This window comes from Lentzea miocenica (assembly GCF_033949945.1).
Lineage (GTDB): Bacteria > Actinomycetota > Actinomycetes > Mycobacteriales > Pseudonocardiaceae > Lentzea > Lentzea miocenica.
The window spans coordinates 18,402-41,339 of sequence record NZ_JAXAVW010000039.1; the positions used below are offsets into that span (position 1 = coordinate 18,402).

At 62.8% G+C, this 22,938-nt stretch carries 15 protein-coding genes; 7 read left to right on the plus strand and 8 right to left on the minus strand.

Features of this window, described 5'->3' with window-relative positions; genetic code table 11:
* Window positions 1-6: 6 nt before the first annotated feature.
* From SK803_RS37175 to SK803_RS37185, 3 genes are read right to left on the minus strand one after another with little or no spacing between them, the layout of a single operon-like run.
* Window positions 7-429 carry a hypothetical protein gene (locus SK803_RS37175; RefSeq protein WP_319970881.1) on the minus strand — a complete coding sequence of 141 codons (423 nt, stop codon included), beginning with the start codon at window positions 427-429 and terminating at the stop codon, window positions 7-9.
* A gap of 30 nt (window positions 430-459) precedes the next feature.
* Window positions 460-1,482, minus strand: coding sequence for a hypothetical protein (locus SK803_RS37180; protein WP_319970882.1), 1,023 nt, complete (start codon window positions 1,480-1,482; stop codon window positions 460-462).
* Complete coding sequence (locus SK803_RS37185) at window positions 1,479-2,615, minus strand: serine/threonine-protein kinase (protein WP_319970883.1); 1,137 nt, start codon at window positions 2,613-2,615, stop codon at window positions 1,479-1,481. The genes SK803_RS37180 and SK803_RS37185 overlap by 4 nt, the downstream gene beginning before the upstream one ends.
* A gap of 325 nt (window positions 2,616-2,940) precedes the next feature.
* Here SK803_RS37185 and SK803_RS37190 point away from each other — a divergent pair, with 325 nt between their 5' ends.
* The 3 genes from SK803_RS37190 to SK803_RS37200 all read left to right on the plus strand — a co-directional run bounded on the left by SK803_RS37190 (window position 2,941) and on the right by SK803_RS37200 (window position 8,504).
* Window positions 2,941-4,212, plus strand: a complete 1,272-nt coding sequence (locus SK803_RS37190) for a hypothetical protein (protein ID WP_319970884.1) — start codon at window positions 2,941-2,943, stop codon at window positions 4,210-4,212.
* Between the two features lie 537 nt (window positions 4,213-4,749).
* Window positions 4,750-5,358 (plus strand): hypothetical protein, encoded by a 609-nt coding sequence (locus SK803_RS37195; protein WP_319970885.1) that lies wholly within the window; start codon window positions 4,750-4,752, stop codon window positions 5,356-5,358.
* Window positions 5,359-5,741: 383 nt separating this feature from the next.
* The gene (locus tag SK803_RS37200) at window positions 5,742-8,504 is read left to right on the plus strand and encodes a coiled-coil domain-containing protein (protein ID WP_319970886.1); all 2,763 of its coding nucleotides are present in this window, start codon (window positions 5,742-5,744) and stop codon (window positions 8,502-8,504) included.
* A 216-nt stretch (window positions 8,505-8,720) separates the two neighbouring features.
* Here SK803_RS37200 and SK803_RS37205 read toward each other — a convergent pair whose 3' ends face one another.
* Together SK803_RS37205 and SK803_RS37210 are read right to left on the minus strand one after the other, a co-directional pair.
* Window positions 8,721-10,442 (minus strand): winged helix-turn-helix domain-containing protein, encoded by a 1,722-nt coding sequence (locus SK803_RS37205; protein WP_319970887.1) that lies wholly within the window; start codon window positions 10,440-10,442, stop codon window positions 8,721-8,723.
* A 142-nt stretch (window positions 10,443-10,584) separates the two neighbouring features.
* Window positions 10,585-12,537 carry a zinc-ribbon domain-containing protein gene (locus SK803_RS37210; RefSeq protein ID WP_319970888.1) on the minus strand — a complete coding sequence of 651 codons (1,953 nt, stop codon included), beginning with the start codon at window positions 12,535-12,537 and terminating at the stop codon, window positions 10,585-10,587.
* Between the two features lie 230 nt (window positions 12,538-12,767).
* Between SK803_RS37210 and SK803_RS37215 the strand changes: the two genes are divergently transcribed.
* Window positions 12,768-14,186, plus strand: a complete 1,419-nt coding sequence (locus tag SK803_RS37215; RefSeq protein ID WP_319970889.1) for a hypothetical protein — start codon at window positions 12,768-12,770, stop codon at window positions 14,184-14,186.
* Between the two features lie 374 nt (window positions 14,187-14,560).
* Here SK803_RS37215 and SK803_RS37220 read toward each other — a convergent pair whose 3' ends face one another.
* The 3 genes from SK803_RS37220 to SK803_RS37230 form a co-directional block, all read right to left on the minus strand.
* Window positions 14,561-17,032: a helicase C-terminal domain-containing protein gene (locus SK803_RS37220; protein ID WP_319970890.1), complete on the minus strand. Its 2,472-nt coding sequence runs from the start codon at window positions 17,030-17,032 to the stop codon at window positions 14,561-14,563.
* Between the two features lie 101 nt (window positions 17,033-17,133).
* Window positions 17,134-17,817 (minus strand): DUF2637 domain-containing protein, encoded by a 684-nt coding sequence (locus SK803_RS37225; RefSeq protein WP_319970891.1) that lies wholly within the window; start codon window positions 17,815-17,817, stop codon window positions 17,134-17,136.
* Window positions 17,818-18,391: 574 nt separating this feature from the next.
* The gene (locus tag SK803_RS37230; protein ID WP_319970892.1) at window positions 18,392-19,609 is read right to left on the minus strand and encodes an IS4 family transposase; all 1,218 of its coding nucleotides are present in this window, start codon (window positions 19,607-19,609) and stop codon (window positions 18,392-18,394) included.
* A gap of 465 nt (window positions 19,610-20,074) precedes the next feature.
* Here SK803_RS37230 and SK803_RS37235 point away from each other — a divergent pair, with 465 nt between their 5' ends.
* From SK803_RS37235 to SK803_RS37245, 3 genes are all read left to right on the plus strand, one after another.
* Window positions 20,075-20,968 carry a cellulose-binding domain-containing protein gene (locus tag SK803_RS37235; RefSeq protein WP_319970893.1) on the plus strand — a complete coding sequence of 298 codons (894 nt, stop codon included), beginning with the start codon at window positions 20,075-20,077 and terminating at the stop codon, window positions 20,966-20,968.
* Window positions 20,969-21,043: 75 nt separating this feature from the next.
* Window positions 21,044-21,811: a hypothetical protein gene (locus SK803_RS37240; RefSeq protein ID WP_319970894.1), complete on the plus strand. Its 768-nt coding sequence runs from the start codon at window positions 21,044-21,046 to the stop codon at window positions 21,809-21,811.
* A gap of 243 nt (window positions 21,812-22,054) precedes the next feature.
* Window positions 22,055-22,885, plus strand: a complete 831-nt coding sequence (locus SK803_RS37245; RefSeq protein ID WP_319970895.1) for an SMP-30/gluconolactonase/LRE family protein — start codon at window positions 22,055-22,057, stop codon at window positions 22,883-22,885.
* The last annotated feature ends 53 nt before the right edge of the window (window positions 22,886-22,938 follow it).

The following is a 22,938-nucleotide window of genomic DNA, read 5'->3' on the forward strand; positions in this document are numbered from 1 at the left end:
CTACCCCTAGGCCGCCCATCCAGTACTTCGGCCCCAATGGAGTCGCAAGACTTGCACCACGCCAGCGCACGACACTGACACCGGTCCAGCTATGCGCCGGTCGGCGTGCGCCCCTTCGGCTGCTCGGTGACGTAGTACGCCCCACATCCGCTGCTCGGCCGGCATGTGCGAGTCGTCCGGAGCAACCGCGAAACGCACCACCCGCACGGCCGTCTCGCTGGTCTGGTTGTTGGTCTCGTTCGCGGTCTCGGCGCGGTGCCGCCTGAGCGCGTGGTTGAGCAGGTCGGCTGCGACGTGCAGAGCCAATGGCGGAGACGCCGCGACTGCTACGGCGAACACGCTCAACTCCGAGGCCGCGGCCACGTTGGCACATAGCGAGAGCGCGATGTCAAACACGAACGCCAGCCGGCATTCCAACGCGCCCGCCATCGCGACCCGTTTGGGATACCTATTCAGGCGTCATGCTGACTTGATGAGCTTTCCTTGCGCCAGGAGAATGCGTGCGGTATCGGTGCCGTCTATGATCATGTACCGCCTCGGTTTTCTGAGGTCGTATGCGTAAGTCTCCATCATGGAGACCACTGCTGGCGTTATCTCGTGGCAATGTTGAATCACCAACACTTCCGCCGATTGGCTGAACAGTCGGTCAATCTGATCGCCGGGTGACCCAAGTGCTTTGACTGTCATCGGGCGCGGGAAACCAGGTCCCTTAAAAAGCCATGCGCTAGAGACTTGCCGACCTCTGATCCGCAGCCGGGATGTGTAAAGGTCCGAGCGTTCGCCGCCCCAGTCTTTGTGGACGTAGTGCTCGTCTAGCATTCGAGCTACCGTAGTCTTGACAACTTCCTCAGGCACCTTCAGTACCTGCTTGACTTCATCCGGCGCTATCGCGCTCATGAAGTCGATCTCCCCAAACTGATCAACCTCGCTCGGGTATACGCGGCGACCAGTTGTGATTCCGTAATCTGCGTCATGGTCGTCGTCGAGATATGTACGCACTCCCACGAAAGCCGGACGGATGATAATTTGCCCAGCCGCTCGTTCGGTGACGGTTCCTACAATGTAGGCCGACCGGTCTCCAGAGAGACTCCCGGCGGCTGAGTGCGAGACAAATCTGGCGGCATTGAACGTACCCGCAACCGTCACATTGTCATCTGTAGTCAAGGTCGCCGAAAACTCTACGGGTTTGTAGCCAGGCCTGTCGCTAGGCCTATTTCGGAAAAAATGAAACCTTTGTTCAATACCGACGGCTGCACCAAGGCGAAGCGTGTTGTTATGAACTGCTCGCTGTAGTTCGGGAACATTCAGGCGGGGCAATGCCTCGGCGAGGGCCGTTGCCAACGCGTATGCCGTAGGATTGACGGAGACCACCTGGCCTGCATGGGCATGGGAGATGGCCGTCGCAGCACGCTTGGGTCCGAGAAGTCCCTGGACTTGTTCCTCGTGTAGAAAGTAGGGCTCAAGTGCGATTCTTTCCATCACGTGCTCCGATTGTGTGTCTGGCTGGCAGTATCAACGTGGTTCATGAACTCGTCGACGCTCTGATGGCGCTCGGCAGGAACGTATCGCGTGGCGCGTGACACTACTTCGGCCCATGGTTCAAACGGTGGAATCAAGGGAATGTTTGCCTGCGGAGAACGCCCGGTCAGGATCGAACCGACGATTTGACCGAGACTGTAAATATCGGCCTCGGGGCCGACTCGGTGAGCATCTAAGGACAGTTCGGGAGCGGCGTAACCTTCCGTTCCGTATCCCGTTCCTGTGCGTGTGCGGCCGGGGTCACTGGTTGCGCCGCGCGGGCGGCGCGATAGCCCCCAATCAGCGACGACCCATCGGTTGTCCAGCATAAGTAGGTTGTCAGGCTTTAGGTCGCGATGAATCCAGCCCATTTCGTGAGGTGTTCGCAATGCGTCACAAACTGCGACGAGGAGCTCCTTTAGTCGCTTGGGTTCCCGCAGTTCCGCGGCCTTCGCGCGAGCAGTACTGGAAGCCAGGGGCATAACGAACCAGCAGGATTCGGGGTCGGCGTCGAGTATCGGCATGACATTGGTCTGATGGCCGAACATGCTGCCGGCTTCGATCTCGCGACGCATGCGTGCGATGCTGTCGGCGTCGCGAATTTTCAGACGCTTATATGCTACAAGCGTGCCCGATGCCTTATGGCAGGCGATGTAGACATAGGCTTGTCCTCCTGTCATTCGTTCGCGGTCGAGCGAATAATCTTTGAGATTACTTCTGGAAAGTTGTCGGACAATGTTCCATGACGCCTGCGCTAGATCATCATCTCCGTGCGCCTTGGCCCTGATATCAGTGACCAAAGCCCGTGCAGAGGCGATGGCATGAGACAGGTACTCGCTATCCGTGATTTCGATCAGAACTCGGCTCAGTTCGAGTCCTGCTGAGAGATTCGAGAGCTGTTCAGCGAGTTTGCGTGCCTCGTCGTGCTGGCCGGCTCGCTGTGAGGCAAGCGTGCGGTCGGCGTCCTGCGCGAAACCTAGCACCGGTTGTGTTAATCGCCAGTCGATCAGGGGTCCATGCGGTCCATCAGGACTGGTCGGAGGTTTGACGGAGAAGATGACAATGCCGTCTGTACACCAACGGTAGAGCAGTTCCATAGTTTGCTCACCGAATCGCCTGATGATTGTCTTGGCGAACCCGGCCCGATTCTTGGTCAGCCAATCACGGGTCTTAGCGTCGAGAGTCGCAAGGTGATGAGACCACGTCGTACTCGCAGATTGGCGCGCGGCACGGACCTCAAGTCGAAGTAGCGTGGAATTTGTCTTCTCGCCAGGGCCGCGGGTTCGATCGCGGTAGACTGGATAGGCTTCGAGTCCGCCCGGCAGGTGTGGAATGGAGACCGGATGGCTCGCAACGCGGGTAGATTCCGGCAATGTGCACCGATCCTGTCACCGAGGCAGTATTCCCAGCTACTATTCGCGTGTGGATGCTAGCACCGGAGATGGAGACGGCGCTGCGGCCGCGCCCCGTACCGCGGCACCGCTCCCGCGTGCGCCCCATGAGTTCAAGAGTGCAGAAGCACGGCAAGCCGCTGGGGTCCTCGGAGCACTACTCAAGGAGATCGGAGCGCTCGACTCCACCCGCGAAGAGATCGATGCTGGCCTCGATCTGTGCCGCACCCTGGCCGACCTCGACCCGTATGGTGATGGCGTCCCCACGCGCAGGCTGCTTGAAGCCCTTCAGAGCCGGTATCCGCGACGCTTACTGCAGAACCGACTTGGCGTCCTGATGACATCCGGCGCCATCCTCAAGGACAAGGACGTTCTCAACGAGGTCGATGTCAGATTGAGCCTGGCTGGGTCGCTCAGTCTGAGCATCGTTCCGTGGATCACCTCGATGTCCGGTCAACGTCATCTGCTGGAGATGCTTACCCGTATCGAGGCTCGCGCGACCTCGCGCAGTGCCTCGGTCGCAGACGTTCGATCCGATCTCGTCGATCTGCGCAGAGTGCTGTCGACCTTCGCGAACGACCTTCGGCGGATGGTGGACTCCAGGAAGACGGCTGCGATGCTTGAGTACGCTCGCGTTGCGGATGACCGCATCCTGAGAGCTCGCATAGGCCGGCTCAAAGATGCAGTCGTACAGCAGTTTCCCGATGAACTCACAGACGAACTGGAGAGCCTCGGAGCTGCTGGAGACAGATACGTTGTTCAGCAGCTGCGGCTACTCAAACTACTTGGTGCGTCACGTAAGACTCTTGGGCACTGGGTGCGGCGGGATGAAGTCGACGAGGTGATGCGCGGTGCAAGCCTAAGTCGACTCGCGTCGCTCTGGGACGGGATCGCCTTCGACGAGGCGCCATACTGGCTCTCGCCGGCACAGGTGGTGTTGGCTGCCGACGACCTCACTTTTGTCAAAGCGACAGGCGAGATCCCCGAGCCTGGTGGCACAGCTTCGGAGACGGAGGCTGAACCGCCACTGCAAGACGTGCTGCGCGCGTTGGCTGAGGACCTGCTCGACGGCGCCGACGAACGCGACCTGACTCCGATGCTACTGACCGTGCCGTGGCCGGAGCCTGCCGTGCTACTCGCGCAGTTGGCCTTGCTAGAAGGCTTGGATATCGGCTACGCGTTGACGTATCCAGGGACGCTCGCAACTCGAAATGATCAGTCCATGACCCGCGTCGTCACGTCGCTGTATCTCAGGCGGGTGGAAGTGGGTGCTTCCGTACCTCTGAGCGGAGTGCTGTTGTGAACACCCGAATGGACCAACTAGCACTCGAGCTCGCTCGGCTGAGGCGGCACAATCAACTTCCTATCGCTGACGCGCGTGTCGCCGATCTTGAGATCGCCGCTAACGCAAACGGCCGTCAACTACATGTCGTAAGCACGGCCGAAGACGACAACACCGTCAGTCTCGTGCTGGGCTGGCATAGCGTCGAACCGGCAGCGAGCACACGGTCGCCCAAGTTGGTCCGTCGGACATTGCCACAATCAGCGGTCAAGGTGCTTGTCGTCTTCTACGCGCTGATCAAGGACCCCAACACTGTGCAGGAATCGCTGCGCCTTCCGCAACTTTCGGGCACACTTGACCGCCTAGTCGGACCTGGTAGCGGAGGCACTGCAGAGAAGGCGCTTTCAGAAGTCCTTACGGCGGCAGGACTGGTTGTCTTGACCTCGAACGGATGGCAGCCCGGCCCAAAGATGCTGACCTGGGACGGGCCGACCAGAGCAGTAATGGATCACGCCGCGGAACGGTTGTGGACTCATCCGCTGTGGCCTGGAGGTGCCAATGCGTGACCAGGCCACAGACGAGGGCCTCGTACTCCAAACAGTTCGCGCCCTTGAGGCAGCCGACGCGCCGCTTCGCCCACGCGACTGGCCCGCGTTGGAAGATCCGCACATTCGCGAACTGGTAGGTGGGCATCTCAAAGGTTTAGGCCGCCAACTTGTGGCCGTAACTCATGGCGACGGAGGGCCAATAGAAGGCTGGCTCAGCGGCTGGTCTGATGAGGTCGCCGCCGAGCTCGCTGGGGACGAGACCGATCTTGTCGCCGACGACTTCGCTGTATTGGCCCTAATCTACCTGCACTCTGAGGTCTTGGTACGGATATTGGGTGAGGATGTACCTCCGGTACTTGAGCAACTTGATCAGCATACTGGACCGGACGGTCGTGACACCGTGCGCGGACAGCGCTTAACCAAGAGTCTGCGACGACTTCGGGCGCACCAGCTGATTACCAATCAAAACAAGCTTGGTCCGGCACTAATGCGACTCACGCCTACTCAGAGCCGCATCTTGGAAGGCAACCTGGTTCTCCTCCTGCGGCCCGATAGCCTATGGGCGCGGGACATCAAGGCCGCTAGGCGGCCCGAGTCAACTCTGACGGAGGAAGAATGACCGCTCCGATCCTCCCGATCGACGTTGGCACTGAGGGCGTTATTGGCAACCGCTCCTTACGTGCGCTCCAACTTGTACGCATTGGCAGGCACACCAGTAGCGCATTGCTCGTGCCACGTGATGGAATTTGGGTCGTGGCGGGACGTGGTCCGGAATCGGGTTCGAACGGCGCCGGAAAGACAGTGCTTCTGGGTGCGATATCTCTGTTGAACGGAGATTCTCAATGGCGGGGTGACAGTGGTATTGGCCCGAATGCGGCACGGCTTCTATTTGATCATAACCGTGCCCGAGTCAGCGATCCTACTCACGGTGATGCTCTACACGGGTACATTGCAGGCGTTTATCTGAAGCCGGAGCAGATTGGCACCGCAGTTAGTGTGTGGATGAGAATCGAGCGGCACGGGCCTGAATACGTGCAGGTCCGATGGGCGGAAGGTGTCCATCTCGCCAACGGTGACACGGAAAAGGCTAGAGTCGCCAACGCGGAAGAGATCTGGGAGAGCCTGCGCGGGCAAAAAACTTTGAAAGTCACGGAGTATGCGGAGGCGTTCTTCGGCAAGGCTCCTCGATGTATTGCCTACATTCGAGCCCGTGGTAGTGAAGATAATCAGGATCGCGGTTTGCTTGCTCTCGGTCAACGGCCGTTTCGGCCGATTGATCTTGCGAACCAGATCATCAATCTGGCAGGCAAGCGACACGCGCTTGAGTATGAGCGACAATTCCGACTCGATCTCGCAGCATCTCAGACTGCGTTGGAAGCTAAGCGACAAGCCTACGAGGTTCAGTATCAACGCGAAGAGCGGGAGCTGCAAGAGATCGCAAATCGCAGACGGTCACGCGATCAACTAGCGGTTGCATCAAAATTCTGGGACATGTTCCTCACGATTGGTGCAATACTTGAGCATGAGGCCGCGGAGTCGGAGGCTGAAAAGCTGGCAGAACTCGGTCGAAAGATTGAGGAAACGGAATATTCTATCTCGCAGAAGACTCTGGAGCTTAGGAGTCTCGCTGATCGGGCGACACTTGTGCAACGCCTCGATCTTGCGAATGGGAAACTCAATGGCGCATCAACGGTGCGTGATAATCTACTCAAAGAATCTGGGGCCAAGCAAAGCAAGCGAACCGAGCTTGAACGTGAGCAAACTCACCTGCTGAAAGTTGCCGCGCTCGCATCCGATATCTCCGTCGCTGCGGCAGAGGTCAAATTGGTGAATGCTGAACAGCGTTGGCTAGCGGCAGGAACGAGGAAGGGGATTATCGGAAGTCGACGTCAGGAAAAGTGTGAACATCTGGAGAAGCTCGAGGCGGGCCGTGGCGGCCCGGCTGGCCTAGCTCTTGAAGCCCTGGAGGCCGAAGGTATTCGTGCTGTCTCAGTGCTTGACCTCATCAACCTCAGTGAAGACTCGCGTGTCTACTGGGAGGCGCGCCTAAGCCCTTATGTCAACGCGATTGTCCTTATCGACGATGATAATGCTGCTGTCGTCGATCGCGCTCGACTGATTCTTGCATGTCATCCTGGCACACCTGTGATTATTAATGCTCCGACAACGTCGTTGTCAGGCGGTCAAGATGCTGATCCGGAGACTTCGATTGAGAACTTCCTTGGCGCCTTGCAGAAGCGTATGCCGACGGCCGAGCCTGATTGGGTCGTTGATCTCGAGCTCAAACTTGAGATTCCTGGGGGATATTCCGTACCGCTCACCGACAGACAAGCGGCCATAGCCGCTGTGCAAGCAGAACTCGAGGAACTTGACCGACAGCAGCAGGAAGCTCTCCGTCTCGAAGGGGAGGCTAAATCGGGAGTAGAGGCGGCGAAAGCCGTCGTGGAAGCCGCAAAAGCAGCAGTGGAAGCGAATGAGGTGAGCAAGGAGCTCAAAGTTATAGATGCTCGCTTGCGTGAACTGGAAGGTCTTGCTGAGTCGGCTGAAGCAAGTTTGGGCGAGGCGCGCGAGAACTTTAAAGCAGCCCAAGATGAGATCTTGGGCTTGGACAAGCGTATCGCAGGCCTTAAAGATGAAATTGACAGACTGCGTTCTGGGGAGGACGGCACAACTGTACTTCGGCAGAAGCTAGCTGACGCCAGACAAAAGGCCTCGCTCGCGCGAGGTGTCGCCTCTAGTTGGAAAGAGGCGGCTGCAATACAAGACATTGAAGTTACGCAGGAGCGCCTCGAAGTGGAGAGTGTCGTTGTCTCCGGCGCAGCTCGCGATGCAGCATTCCATCAATCTCGCACGGGCCTGCGCTACGCCATCGCGGCCGTGCATGTAGTACGGGAGGGTGAGGATGCAATCGCAGGGCGCACCCCTGGTGTGCTCGAATCCGACGAGCTGAACCAGAAGCTAAACGGTGATCTAACCGAATTGTATCTATGGTCCGAGGCTCATCATGCCGCCATTGTTCGATCATTCGAAAGCGTGTCCAGGCCGCTGGTCGCTTGGCTTGAATGGAATGGGGCAGAGGACCACGCTCGCGAGGAAGAGATTGACTCCGAGCGCCGCAAGAATAAAGAGGAGATCGACGCAGCTGAGCATCGGGCTGGTGAGACCCGGGAATGGATTGCGAGCCAGCGTGAAATGCAGATCGCGATCATAGATAAAGCGTTTCGTGACACTGAGAAGACGCTCAATAATCTCCTGCGGTCCGTAAATAAGGATCCGATCAGACTCAGGCCGAGGAACACAGACGTCCAGGATGTTGAGCAGCCATTGCGCTGGGAGCTGCATCCACAGTGGATACCCCTTGAGGGTAAACCTGTCGAGTACACCAACCCGCCTAACACTGCAGAGCTGATCATACTTCATGTGTTGTTGGCTACGGCTTCACTTGTCGCCGCGACAAGTCCTCGAGGCCGGATGCTAATCCTTGACGAGTCTGGTAACAACCTCGACGGTCCGAACCTGTCGAAGGTGTCGGCCGTCCTTAAGCAGATATCCGAGACGCACGGTCTCACGATAGTGCTCGCGTGTCAGGACATATATACCGACCGGGTTGCGCGCTTTAGTGCAGGCGTTATTCAGTTGCTCCGGCATTCGCGATCTGACGCACTCAATGCGCCTCCCACCATGATGCATGGTCGCGAGGAAGCTGAACTTGTCGATGTGCTCCTGCCGTATCTCAGACTTGCACGTCCTACTGGGTCTGGTTGAGTTCTGGCTTTGTCGGCTCGTCGTAGGTAGGCCTGGGCGAGCGCTTTTCTGGCAACTGTTCCGTCGCAGATTAGGCCCTTCGCCGACCATCTTCTGCGTTACGTTGAGTAGTGCGCAAGAATCGATAATTCTTGGGCGCGAACAGGGCGTAGTGCCATCAGGCCACTCTCCGCCATCACGGCGGTGCATGCCCGCGATGGACCCGAGCACCGAATCTCACTCCGTAGGCCAGTTGACTGGTTCCACTATGCGCGAGATGGGCTTGCTAGCGTGGTGGAACCGCAGTCCGCGGGGGCCGTCGACGCCAGCGGCAGGCATGTCGATCAGCCATTCCAGCGCTTCGTCGTCGAGCTGATCCGGCTCCGCGAGGTCGGCGACCAAACGCTCTAGATCTAGTCCGTCGTAGGGCTTGGGCAGAGCGATGCCGCCGGCGACAGCCTCTTCGACGATGGCACGGCATATCGCTGTCCAGCGGCCCTGTCCCCACCATTGCCACGTGTAGCTGGTTGAGCCACCAATGGTCAGCAACCGCGACGTTGCCGCTGGACCGAGCAGATCCTCGTCCAGGCGTCGCCACGTCATGAGCTTCTCACTCACGGAGTCGCGGACCTCCTGCCATCCCTCCTCGAACAGGCCGGAGATCTTTCTCCCGTCTGGCAGCGTCCACTCCGGATCGGTCAGCGCCGCCTCTAGGCCGAGCCAGTCGACGCCCTCGTGCAGATCGACGTAGTCGGTGATCTTTTTGGTGACCGCGATGTTGATCCTGGCCATCAGCACGTCATCCGGCACGTGCCACGCTTCCACCGCCGTGTCGTTGCGCCAGCACCATGCCGCGATTCCGTGTACGACGGCGTCCGGCACGAGATCCGGCAGCACACCTCGTCCGAACATGTCCACGACGGTGGCGAAATAGGTCTGGAGGTAGGTGTCTCCGTCGAGGTCTCCGGCGGCGTCCGGAAGCGGTTTCTGGCGGTATCGCGCGAACTCCTCGAAGACGTACTCGGTCAGCTGGACATCCATGAACTGCCGCAACGACACGTCAGCATCAGGATCGACCTCGACCCGAGTGGCGTCGAGCAGACCGAGCGCACCTGCGTGTTCGGTAATGAGCTCCTTCTGCTCGCCGAGTTCGCCATCGAGTTCGATCATGACTTCGTCGTCCAGCATGCTGAAGATCTGCGGCCAACCGCCTGGATACTCGTGCGGGAGAAGCCGGAGCCGGGCGGTCGACGGATGGTATTCGACATCGAACGCCATACAGGTCCGATGCAGGGTCGTGTACAGCACCGGCCCGGTCTCGTCGTCGTACTCCGTGAAGTAGTCGTTCTCGTGTTCTGACCATCCCGCCCACTCGAAGCAACTGACCAGCTCCTCGAAGTGTCCGGCGTGTTCGGCCCACTGCTCGGCGGACGGCGCGTCCTCCCCCGGTACGGGTCTGCTCATGCGCCCGACCAGCCAAGCGGCGGCCTCCGGATCGACCACGGACAGCAAGAGCGAGAGCTTGCGAGGTTCGCCGGAGTCAGTGCCGAAGCCCCCGAAGGTCGACACGCTGACCCCGCGTCCGGCACAGGCCTCACGCAGCTGCGTCGCCGCATCGGCCAACGCCTCGTTGGCCTTCGTAACGCGTCCGCGTGCCTGCTCACGTTCGCTCTCGATCCGCTGTGCCTCCAGACGGCGTTTCCTGAGCCACTCCACGACCTGGTCGCCGGTTCCCCAGGCTTCCCGCCGATCCACCTGGCACGTCGCCGCCTTGCCTTCGTCCCGCAACTGCCGTAAGGCGTACAACACTGTCGATTGATCCAGCGCCAGCTGACCGGAGATCTCCGCCACCGTCAACAAGGCGGTGTCCTCGTCCTGTTCACCGAACAACCACAAGATCTGACTATCGGTAGACCATAAAGGGTTGGCATCGAACTCCTGCCGCTCCTTCGCGGTCATGTGCGTCCGGCAGGCTGGCGCCACCGCGCTCAACGGCACTGACCGCCGAACCACCGCCCCGCACGGCGTACCCGCCTTCGTCGGACGTCCGCACTTCGGACGGTCGGCCACTCTCCACCCCCGGGATCTCAGACCAGGCAGATCATCTCGCGCTCGACACCAGCCCGCGCACCCACTCCCGGATACCCTCCATGACCACGTGCGGGCGAGGCGCCGCCGAGTACACCCTGATCTCCAAGTATCTCGGATCTGCAACCGCCAACGGCGGCAGGCTGTCTTCTCGCAGCCGCACCACGAGATAGCCGGCTGCCAGCAGGTCTTGGCTCTTGCGTTCGTCAACGAGGACCTTCGCTGGCGCCGCGTGCCAGTAGGCGCCGTCGTATTCGATCACGAGCAGCTGCCCGTCGATGTCGACGCTAATGTCCGCAGTCCACGTCTTGCGAGAGGTGAATGCCTTGTCTCGCAAGGTGACTCCCGATCGTGCGGTGCCGAGCAATGCCAGTGCCGCGGCGTGGTGCTCCAGTTCGACCCGTGACTTTCCGTGTTCGCGGCAGTCCGGGCACTCTGCTCCGCTCGAGCGACTACTCAACGGCGCACGCCACACATGAGCCGGATCGGTGGCACAGATCCACAGAGGTGCGAAGCTGGTCGCTGCGGTCGGGCGCACCTGCCAGGCGGTCACAGGATTCTGCGGCGCCCATTCTGCTGCGAGACCAGGGTCATGCCAGGCCAGCGATCCGAGGATCGTCTTGCAGTTCGGGCAACGGAGCCGCTTGTACTTGTCCCGATCCCGTACGGACTCCTGCCACTCGTGTCCGCAGCAGACTGCCCTCCACCAGACCACGCGTTTGGAGTCCCACACCACGTTCTCCGGTGTGAGCTTGCCGTTGCGTTCCGGATGCCACTGAGAGGCGATCTCCGGCAACGTGTCGGCCAGCCAGCGCTTGCCGGAGACCACGGTGTGCGCCGCGCGGCAGTGAGGACATCCTCCTTCGAGGAACGTCAGAGGGCTGATCCGCGGGTAGTGGCCTTGGGAACAGCGAAACCTCGGCGCCGCCCCATCACCGGCGACCATCACGCTCGATGGGGCGGCCTCGTCAGCCCACGCCGCCGCTAGCTCGGGCACGTCGGCAACCGGGGTGATTTGCCAGCGTTCATAGTCGCGCTTCCAGTCCTCCCGGCTCCGCGCGGCGCAGTCGGGGCAGGTCGGCCCGGCGGCCATGTCGTTGACCTTCGCCTGGAACCGCAAGCCACATTCCGGGCACTTCCAGTGACACTTCCGCACCGCGGCGACCGTCACGGTCCGCAGGGTGGCCTCGTCGTTGCGCTCGCTGTCCCACCACCGCAGCCCAGGGCTGTCCGACTCGATCAGCAGGACGCGGCCCCGCGTTCCACCCGCCGGGTTCGTCGAGCGAGTGTTGCGCGAGCAGGTGCAGCCGAACCCGACGTCGCTGATGCGGTCGACGCTGCGCTTCTGACAAGCCCGGCATCTGGTTACCACGGGTCCGTCGCTGTTCGCAGCGGCGTTGCTGGCGACCAGGTCAAAACCGTGTTCCTCCACGTAAGCAGCGAACCGCTCCAACCGATCTGCCCAAGCGACCTGTTCAAGACTGCCCCGCCGCAAAGACTCCAGGGTTGCACGGTCGAACTCCTGCCACGGAGCAGTGCGGTGCAAGCCCGCCCAGGACATCCAGTGGCAACCACGGCAGACCTTCTCCCCGGCTGCGTTCTTGTCCTGGATGTACTCGAATCGGTAGTGAGCCCGGACGCCGCAGACCGGGCACTCGGTCAGCCTCCACGCACGTACTCCAGCGAAGGGTTCCAGCGGCTCCAGACCACCGGCACGCGTGAACCCATCGATGCAGTCGCCACACCAGGTAGGTCTAGTCTTCGTGTTGAACGCAGCTGGATTCATGCACTCGTTGGTAGAGCACAACTGCGTCTTCGCACCGGTCATCAGGTGGAACACTCCAAATTGGTGAAGGTGTTGCATCGCCCCAAATTCGAAGTATGCACCGCCTGCGGACCTACCACCCACCGATTGAAGATCCTGATCGCGAGTGGTGGGGATCTTCGAACCCAGCACGACGTTCACCGCCGGCCTCGGCCGCGAGCCCAGGCGCGCGGTCGGCCTCGTCCGCTCGGCCAGACTGGATCTCCCGCGATACGGCGCTGCCAGACGTGTCTGGTTACAAGACGTGCGACCGGATCGGGTGTGCGCAACGGGCACACTCCCGCAGATCGGTCCGGTCGGCCTCCCGCGATCAGCGAGCACAACAGCATGTATTCGCCATATCCGGTGGAGTAGCTCGTTAGAATCGTCAAATGGACGCTCGCTTGCCGGTCCACCTAGGTCATCCGGCCCCTGAAGCCCGTGCAGCGACCGCAGCCGAGCCCGGCGGCCGCCTTCGGCACGAAGAGCCGGAGCAACAGTCGACCCTGAAGAATCTCGTGGTCGATTGGATTCAGCACAATATCGAGCCAAGGTGGCTCGGCACAGAGACCTCTGACTGCGTTGCCGTACTTGAGCCGGGCCAACCGTTCGCAGCTGGACGCGACGAGCTACGACGCATGCTTTCGGGCGCCGAGCGTCGCCAGGAAGTGACAATCGGTGTGGCCATCGTCGGTGTAGTCGACGGTATCAGGCGACCACTGTCACCATACGACGCCTCTCTTACACTCCCCGACGAGAACAGCGTGGTTCTCGCTGAACGTTTGCCTGCAGGAGTTCGCCCCGAGCTCCATGCGGACGCCAACAACACCGATCGAGATCTAGGCCTGCGTTTGCGCAATGGTCGTCCACACGACGCACCTTGGTGGACGATGAAGCTGTCAGGCAATCACTGGCATCCCATGGCGGGCCAAACCCATGTAGTACAGCCAGATGGAGAGCTGCACCCCATACTCCTCGACCCCCTGGGTTGCCCGGTTATGGCGGTATGGGTCCCATCAGACGGGAGCATGCGTTGGTACCTGCTGCCGGACGGATTTGACTGGAACACCGTGGTGGATTGGCTGGTCCACCACGCGATCCCCGCGTACAACCCTGAGGCGGGGCGGCGTCACAGGACCTCCGTGCACGTAGCACCAGACTTTGAGACGCCGGCCGAGATCCACGCGCGTGAGGCGCTTGCCGCGATGGAGCTTCGCTATGCCAACGAACGTGCAGACCTGGAAGTGCGACTCGTTGAGGCGAAGCGTGCGGCAGACGCCGTCCGCGACGGGTTGTTCTTTGGCACCGGTGACCTTCTCACCGCGGCAGTTGAACAGGTGCTGATCGACGCCGGCTTCTCGGTGGTGAACCTCGACAAGGAGCTCGGCGGTACGCGTTCTGCAGATCTGCTGGCGACAATTGGCAACGACAGCGTGCTCGTCGAGGTGAAGTCAGAAGGTCGCAGGGCAAAGGAATCGCTCGTAGGCGATCTTCTGCGGCACCTGAGCACCTGGCCACGACTCAGATCGGACATGACGGTGTCTGGTGGCGCGTTGGTCGTGAATCACGAACATCGGACTCCGCCGGAGCAACGTTCCAACGAGGTGTACCAACGTCGCGAGTTCGTTGAAGCACTCGACGTACCCGTCGTTGGGACGCTTCGGCTGTTCGATTGGTGGAAATCTGCGAACTGGCAGGCAATTCGGAATGCCGTGCTCGGTGGGGAAAAAACCCCTGTAGTGCCTTCGACGGAGCCTCTTGATCCATCGCCTAATGATCAGCAGCGTCGCCGGTGGCGATGGCGACGCTAAGAGGTTCTACCGCCGGTCAATCTACGGTCCTGCAATCGGCGGCGAGCCGTTAGAGGTCTTCGTCGAACGACACCACGCTGGTCACATGGCCCTGGTAGGCCGAAAATTGGCCCCTTGAGGTTGGTGGTGGCGCACGCACGCATCGTCCGGTCCACCGCGACCTTGCCCGTACACACCTGCCGAACGGACTCCAGGCGCGGCTCTGCCGTATGCCAGCCTTCGGACTCGGATATCTGAGGACCGCAGCTGCTTGGTGTTCAGTGGCACCGTCCGATGGTCATTTGTGGCCTCCTCTGAGCGATATCAGCAGAAGCAAGGAATGGAAGATTCACGATGCGCAGGAGCATTGGGCGTAGGCTTCCCGGCGGTGCTGCTCACCGGGCGAGCCGACAATCGCGGAGATAGCTGGACAGATCGGCCGCGCGCAGCTTGTGCCCAGCAAGGTGGCGATCGACAGTTGCGGCTCGGTCCCATCGGTCTGCTGCGAGTCCTGTGGCGAATGCGAGTACTGCGGTGCGAAGTCGGTTGAGTCCGTCCTCGTCGAGCACCTTCATTCCTGCTGCTGCGGCGGCATCATCGGCGAGGCGATGTGCCTTGTGGACCATGACGGGTGTGGCGCGAGCGGTTGGGTCGTAGCGCTCCCTGAACCAGTTCATCGAGCCGGCAAGTTGGTTGGCGTCGCCTTTGTGGATCACTTGGGTCCTCGATCCGCTCTTGGCCTCGATCACCCAGAATCCAAGATTTCCCAGGGCCCACAGCACGTCCGGTCCCTCACCAAGGTCTTGCTCCGGGCGTTGTCCGGTGAGCCCGAGGTGGTCTGCGAGCCGGGCGAGCGCGTTCTCGTGTGCGTCTGTGCGTTCCTTGTCGAACACGAGGTCTTCGGTGAGCGCACGGAATCCTAGCCGGAGTTCTGCGGGCGTGCCGTAGAGCGATGCAAGGATATCTGCAGCCCGTTGTCCTTGTCCCTCACTGAGGGCGAGTCGTTCGTATGTGACACCGGACAAGGGCCGCAAGATCGACGGGTTGCTCTTGCGCGCCTCGACCAAGATGTGCTGGCTTTGCACAGGATCGATCTGATCGAGATAGGCGGCCCGCTGCTCAAGCAACCAGCCCTTCTCCCGGTTGTCGGCGACCGTGCTCGCAGCAACCTCCAATTGCTCTGCCGCAGCGCGGTAGTCACCATCAGTGGCTGCCTCGAAAGCCGCACGCTGAGCGACCGCCACGTCCGTGACATTGCCCGGTTGCGGCGGCACGGCCGCTAGCGTGAGCTTCGCCAGCTTGATCCAGCCTGGGTCGCGGTTGAGTGCCTGGTTCGCCACAGCCATGATCTTGTCGAGAGATTCTCCTTCGAGGTCCATAGCGACGGTGCGCGAAAGCTCGAGCTGGGCCTGGGTGGCGGGGCCGAAACGCGCAAACGACCTCGGGTCGGCGACAAGCTGGCTAAGTCGGGAACCGAGCAAGAACACGACGCAATGATCCTCGTTGCTTCGGACTCCGCGCCCTATGCCTTGCTCGATGCGCTGAATCTGTCGGTCATCAGTACCAGCACGACGCAGCAGTTGCGCTTCGAGGCGTTCGTCGCCGGTAGCCACCTCCGGCAGACCATCTAGCACCAGGACCCGGCACGCGTTGTCCGGAAGGTCGATGCCGTCGTACTTGTTGACGAACACAACAAGTCCAACAAAACCAGCCCGTAGATCCTCCACCGTCTGAGCCATGTCATCGGCATGTACGACTCGTTGGGCGGATCCAGTCCAGTTGGTGGCAGCACGGTCACTGGGTACGAGGACAACGACGTTGTGTTGGTGCGCAAGCTGCGCGATCCCGTCGCGGGCGTCCTGAAGAACTACCCCTGGGTTGATCTCCTGAGGCGCCAGGATCATGCGCTCGCCAATGTCGCCTGCGGTCAGCGGGCTAATAGGGGCTCGGACGCTTGCGGGGTCTGCCCCAAAGTCGCTCACAAGAATGCTGTCGTCAGCCAGAGTTGCCGTGAGGTAAACGCGATGCTGGGCGTCGGCGAAGCCGGTGACGTGGCGGATCGGCGGGCAGAACGGAGTGATCGTAAGGGTGTTCGCGGTGAACACCGCCCGACACAGGTGCAGTACGTCGGCGATAGCGGGCCAGACGTAGAAGAGCTCCTCGGTCTCACGGTGCCGGTGTAACTGGGCGCGTACAGCGTCGATCTGGTCCCTCCACGCCCAGAATGGGACACGAGCAAGCGCGCTTGGACTTTCGTCATCCAAGTCAAGTAATGCATTCGGAGCCTGTTCACCGATGGCCCCGCGGAACATCCGTAACAGGGGGTCGAACGCGTCGTGGCTGCGGGAGAGTCCGATCGTCAACTTCTGGCGGGTGATAGCGAGGGCCGCGTGGGCATCATCGATGACCACGCTCCCAATAGGTGCAGGTGGCCGGGTCGGCCGCTTGGAGGAGAAGACTGACCTTCCGTTGACCAGCTTGTAGGCGTTGATTACGGCGATCGCGTCACCCGAGAGGTACCGGGGATTGTCAGGGTCGTCAACCGTGGCGATACCGATACGGTCGGCTTCTTCTCTGACCTGCAGAGCGAGATACTTGTCTGGCGCGACATACAGTGCAGGTCCACGACCCTCGTTGAGATAGCTGCGCAGAATCACGAGACCGTCGATCGTCTTCCCGCCGCCTGTGTTCACCTTGACGACAAGATCACGTTCGTGGCGGCGTTCGTGCCACGTGGTCAGGATCTGGCCTTGCACGTCGCGGAGGTATCCGTAGCCCTTCGCCTTGTCAGGCAACGAGGAGTACAGCTCGCGTGGCTCGATCGGGGCTGCGGTGGTCTTCTCGGACAGGAGCTTCTCAAAGTCCATGCTCGCCTTCCCTCGCTCGCCATGACCCTCCTTGAATGTTCGATCTCGCCGGTGAACTGTTACGCCGACCGGCGGGTGGGCATCGGGACCTGCAGTTATGGCTAAGGACGGCCTTGCTGGCGAAGGTGAGCAGCCGTGGAGGGGATGCGGCCCTTCTCGTGCCACTGGCGGAGTACTCGACGACCGTAGTTGTTGGTTCCCGCAGCACGGTCCAACTCCGCGCCGGTCGGCATTCGACCGTGCGCGACCTGTGCGCGGAAGTAGGTCCACATCCGCTGCTCGGCGGTCGGTTCTGCTGACGGTAGAGAGTCGTCCGAGATCCCCGCGAGACGTACGACGCCGGAGTTCTCGTCACTGTTCTCGTTGCTCTCGGTTCCGGTCTCGTTGGCGCTCTCGGCGCGTCGGCGTTTCAGTGCATGGTTGAGCAGCTCGACCGCGAGGAGAAGTGCCAGTGGCGGACACGCCGCGACCGCCACGGCGAACACGCTCAACTCCGGCGCCGCGGCCACATTGGCGCAAAGCGAGAGCACGATGCCGAACGCGAACGCCAGCCAGGCCTTCCAGCGCCCGCCGCCGTGACCGGTCTTCCACAGCTCGACCGTCGCGGTGGTCAACAAGCCGTCCACGATCAGTGGCCAGATCGCCGCGGTCGTCTCGTCCGCGCCAAACCGGAGCGCGAACTCGTGCCCGTGTCGGTACGAGGCGTACGCCGCGCCGAGCGCGACCAGAGCCGTGCACGCGCACTGGACCCACAGCGAGCGATCGCGCCGGACGACAGCGGTCATCGTGCACCGCCTGCTTGACGACGAGCCTCGATGGCTGCCGTGGCTGACTCGGCGCACTCGTCGACGCACGCGTGGACCTGCGAGCCGGTCACCGAGCGACCAACAGGCACCGAAGCAATATGGACCTGCATGAAATTCGCTGCGCAAACCGGACAGGCCAAGCCGTCAGCTTGCAGTTCTGTCAGGCCGTAGATGATCCCGCTCGGGTTCATTCTTCATCGCCAGCGCGACGGCGGCGGCCGCGTGGGACCTCCACGGTGGCGGAAACTTGCAGCTCACGGCGGGTGCGGGACTGTGTCGACGTTGTACGAGGCGTACCGGGGGCACGACCTTCGGGCGAGGTATGTCTGCGGAAAGCGCAGACCGTACCTCTCCCGTGGTGTTTTCTGGGGGCCGAGCCCCAATGGCGCTTCCTTAGCTGCGTGGTTGCAGGTTGAGGTGGTGGTGGACGCGGGTGCTGGCCGGGACGTTCTTGCGGCGTGGGTAGCGGGGTGATCGTCGTTTGGTCGCGCGTGGGCTGCGGCGTCCGGGGCGGTGTGGTGTGAGCCGGTCGAGGATGTCTCGCTTGAAGTGATCAAGAACCTGGCGGAGGGGGGAAAGCCGCCGCGGGCGTGACCGTGCGGCGGGCGGCGTCGAGTGCGCGGGTGAAGCTGATGTGCAGCGCGGGTGTGTCTGTGGCGTGGGCGGTGGTGGCCATCAGACCGCGCAGGGCGTGGTGGACGCAGAGCATGGCCCAGATTTCCTGGGCGACGCCGTCGGGGCTGTGCGAGCGCAGCACTTCGAGTGCGCCGCCGCGTTGAGTGGTTTTCAGCTCTGCGAAGAGGGTTTCGGCCTGCCAGCGCTGGTGGTAGAGCCCGGCCAGCTCGAGAGCCGGGGCGGTGGCGGGGTCGGTGAGGGTGGTGGCCAGGCAGAACTCTTCGGTGTTCTGCTCGCCGGTGGTCTGGTCGGTGCTGGTGACGGTGTAGTGCAGCACCCGCATCCGGACACGAATACGGTTGCGGCCTTTGCCGCTGGTGAACGACGACAGGTAGGTGCCGTCCGGCAGAACTTGTTCGACGGGCAGGGCGAACTGGCCGGTCTTGATCCGCCACAACAGCTGCGCCCCGCGCCCGGTCATCGCAGTCCAGAGTGGACCGCCGGGGAAGTTGCGGTCGGCCAGCACCAGCATGTCCTGGCGCAGCGCGCTGGCCAGCCCGGCAGCGAGGTCTTGCTCGCCGGTGCGGTAGCCGCCGAACGCGGCGTCCAGCAGCGCATGGGTGCCGCACTCGGCCAGCGCGACCACGGTGACCTGCGGATAAGGGCCGATCCAGCCGTCCTTGCCGGACGGGCGGCCGAACACAGCGCGGTTGGCGTCGCTGTCGGGGACTTCCACGCCGGTGCCGTCCAGGCAGACCAGCCGCAGCCCCCGCCAGAACACCCCCGGCGCGCCGCGGGCACCGACCGGACCCGCGACGCGACGGAACAACGCTTCCAGTGGAGCGGGCCCCAGCCTGGCCCTGGCCTTGGTGATCGACCCCGTCGACGGCACCCGCCAGTCACCCCAGCCTCGCCGGGTGAAGGCCAGACCGTCGACCAGATTGCGCAGCACCAGGTCGTAACCACGACCGCGGAACAGCCACAACGCCAGCGTGAAATACAGCGTCAACCGCGCCGGCAACGACCGCTTCCGCAGCTCACGCGCCTGCGCTTGCTCGATCACCTCGTCCACCAGCGCGGGCGGGAACACCGTGGTCAGCACCCCGATCGCCACCCGCTCCGGCAGCCCGCCCGCGTCCTGCTCCACACCAGCCACAAGATCAAACTAGACGAAGATCATTAAGGAAGCGCCATTGGGGCCGAGCCCCCAGACCCCAGCCGGGGCGCTGCGCCCCCGGACCCCAGCATCGGGTCGTCGCTTCGCTCGACCCCGGTTCGACGTGAGCCGTTATTCCACATTGGAATCGGGGGATTGCTGTTTTGTGGGTTGTCGGGGGCCATGTGGATCGGCTTGGGCTTCGGCTGAGACGTGTATTTGGTGCGCGCGGTTTTGGGCTGCGTGGCAACCGTCTGGAGTGGACCCGTTCATGTTGACGGTTGGCTGCCGGGGGAGTCTTTCGACGGCAACATGACGAGCTGGAGATGTGGTGCTGACACACCCAGGGTAGTTGATCAAGGCCGAACGGCGGAGTGAGGTGGGGGCTGCGGGGCGATACGGTCGTCAAAGTTTCAACGACCGCGTCGGGAGCCTTTGGTGGTCCGGAAGTCCTTGTCAGTTCTCATGGTTCTGCTCACGTGTGCGTGCACGGTGGAGAGTCCGGCGCCGCCTGTGTCCACTCGCGGGCCGGTGCGGCCGCCTACGTTGATCACCGACGTGCAGGAGAACGTGCCGCGGTTCGTGCGTGAGGTGGTCGACGGTCGCACGGTTCTGCTGGACAGCGGGGAGCGAGTCCGGATCTCGTTGCTCGCGCCGCCGGCGGAGTGCTGGGCGGCCGCGGCGATCGCCTTCGCGACGAAGGCCTTGGTGGAGCGGCCGGTTCGGATGACGTCGGTCATTCCCGGCGAGGTGAACCTGTGGCTTGAGGACGGCACCGACTACGCGATGCTCGCCGTGCGGGAAGGGGTGCTGCGGGCGCAGGGTGCGGCCGGCGTGCTGGCCGACGCGGAAGCCGCTGCGGCGCGCGAGAACCGCGGCCTGTGGGGACTTCCCTGCAACGGGCTGGACGTGGTGGCCACGACGGCCGCCACGTCTCCCAAGCGTGTTCAGCCGCCGAAGCCGGTTGCGACGACGACCACTGTCGCCGCCGCACCGCCGGTTGTGGTGACGACAGCGCCACCTCCTCCGCCTGCTGCGCCGCCGTGCACGGTCGCCTATCGGGTCAGCGGGCAGTGGCCGGGCGGGTTCCAGGGTGGTGTCACGATCAGGAACACCGGTGGCGCGGCGATCAACGGGTGGACGTTGCAGTGGTCCTTCGGTGACGGTCAGACCGTGAGTCAGATGTGGAACGCGTCCTCGTCGCAGCGTGGCGCGAAGGTCAGTGCGACCAACGTGTTCTACACGGCGACGATCGCGCCAGGACGTGAAGTGTCGATCGGGTTCCTCGGGTCGTTCCGTGACAGGAACACCGCTCCCGCGTCGTTCACGCTCAACGGGACGGCCTGCGCGACGAGCTGACTGTTGGTCCTGGCGGATGGACATGGCAAGATAAATTAGTAATTAACTGCTGATTGATCATGTCAGGGACGAACCGTGCAGGTCACAAGGGTGGTGCCGCTGTACGTCGAGGTCGATCGCGCCCTCGGCGGACGCTGGACATCGCTGCGCACAGCCCACCGCGAGTGGCTGTGGCGCCGTGCCGATCCGGCGCGGTCGGGTGTCGAGCCCGGCGATCCGTTCGTGGACGCGGGTGGCCTGGAGGAGTGCGTCCCGACCGTCCGCGGCACTCCTGATCACGGTGATGCCTGGAGCAGGCCGTGGCACGAATCCGGTGTGGACTGCCCGGACTTCGCGTTTCGCCGGAGCATCGGCTCGCAGGACGGCGCCGTCGTCGCGGACTACGAACTGACGGCAGAGCCCGGCTACCGGTTCGTGTGGGCCGCGCACGCGCTGCTCGACGTCGGCGAGGCCGGTCGGTTGATCGCGCCCGCGGGCACTCCGGTGTTGATCACCGATCCGGCGCCGGTGTCGCGCGAGTGGCCCGCGGGTTTGGACCTGCTCGGGCCCGACGACGGGTCGGCGGCCGGGGCGGTGGTGGAGCACGGTCAGATCCGGGTGGTGGATGGAGATCATCAGCTGGACCTGCGCGTCGAGTGCGTCGATCAACCTGTCTCCGTCGCGTTGTGGCGCAACCTGTGCGGCTGGCCGGAGGGCGACCCGTATCGCAGCATCGGCGTGGAACCCATGCTCGGCCGCACTTTCGACCGCGATGACACCACTCGTCCGGTCGCGGTCGTTCCGGCTTCGGGAACTGTGCGGTGGCGCCTGACCCTCACCGCTCACGAGGAAGGAACGGTATGACGGACGTGCTGACCATGGGTGCGTTTCGCGCCGCCGGACCGTTCCGGCTCGGCGGTGTTCGACATCGGCGTGCCGCGACTGGTCGCCGGCCGAGGCGGCAAGGGTGATCCGGCTGGACTCACAAGGCCACGGCCGTCGACACCACGGGCGACGCGTTCGCCGTGGCGACCCCGGCGACTGGCAGGGGCTGCCCACCCACACCGACCTGGAACTGCTGGACCTGCAATCAGGGAGCACCGTCCGATGACGTTGACGCAGTGGAACTTCGAACAGCTCGAACTCGGCGAAGGCGCCCGCTGGATCAACGGCAGACTCGTCGTGGTGGACCTCCTGGCCGGCCGCGTGCTGGAAACCTCCGGCGATGTTCCCGCCCCGTTCAAGGAGATCGCGAAGCTCCCGGTTCCCGTCGGTGCCGTCGCGCCCGTGCGGGGCAGCGACAGGCTGATGGCCGCGTTCGGCACCGGTGCGGGTCTGCTCGACGGCCCCGCGCAGGAGAACTTCGCCGGCGACGGCATGCGGGTGAACGACGCCGTGGCCGATCCCGAAGGCCGGTTCTGGGTGACGACGATGGCCTGCGACGCCGAACCCGGCACCGGCGCTCTGCACCTCCTGGGCTCGCCGTCTCCCGTCCTGAAAGGACTGACGATTCCGAACGGGCCGGCGTTCTCGCACGACGGCAGGCTCATGTACCTCGCCGACAGCGCGCGTGGCGTGGTCCACCTGTTCGACGTGGAACGCGACGGCGAACTGGCTGCCCGCCGCGTCTTCCTGCACACCCCGAAGCAGACCCCGGACGGCATGACCACCGACGTGGCGGGCAACGTGTGGATCGCTTTCTGGGGCTCGTCGGTCGTCCGCCGTTATGGTCCGGACGGCAGGATGGACCGGGAGGTTCGTCTTCCCGCTCGGCAGCCCACGAGCGTCTGCCTCGGTGGACCGGACATGGGCCGGCTGTTCATCACCACCGCCAGGCACGGTTTGCGCCGTCCATCGCTGCACGACGGCGCGTTGTTCGCCGTCGACGTCAACGTCCCCGGCCGACCGGCGAACGAGTACCTGCCTGCTGTGGGCTGATCTGCCGACAGCAGAGAAAGAGGCGGGCGGCCCTGTCGAGTCGGCATCGTCAG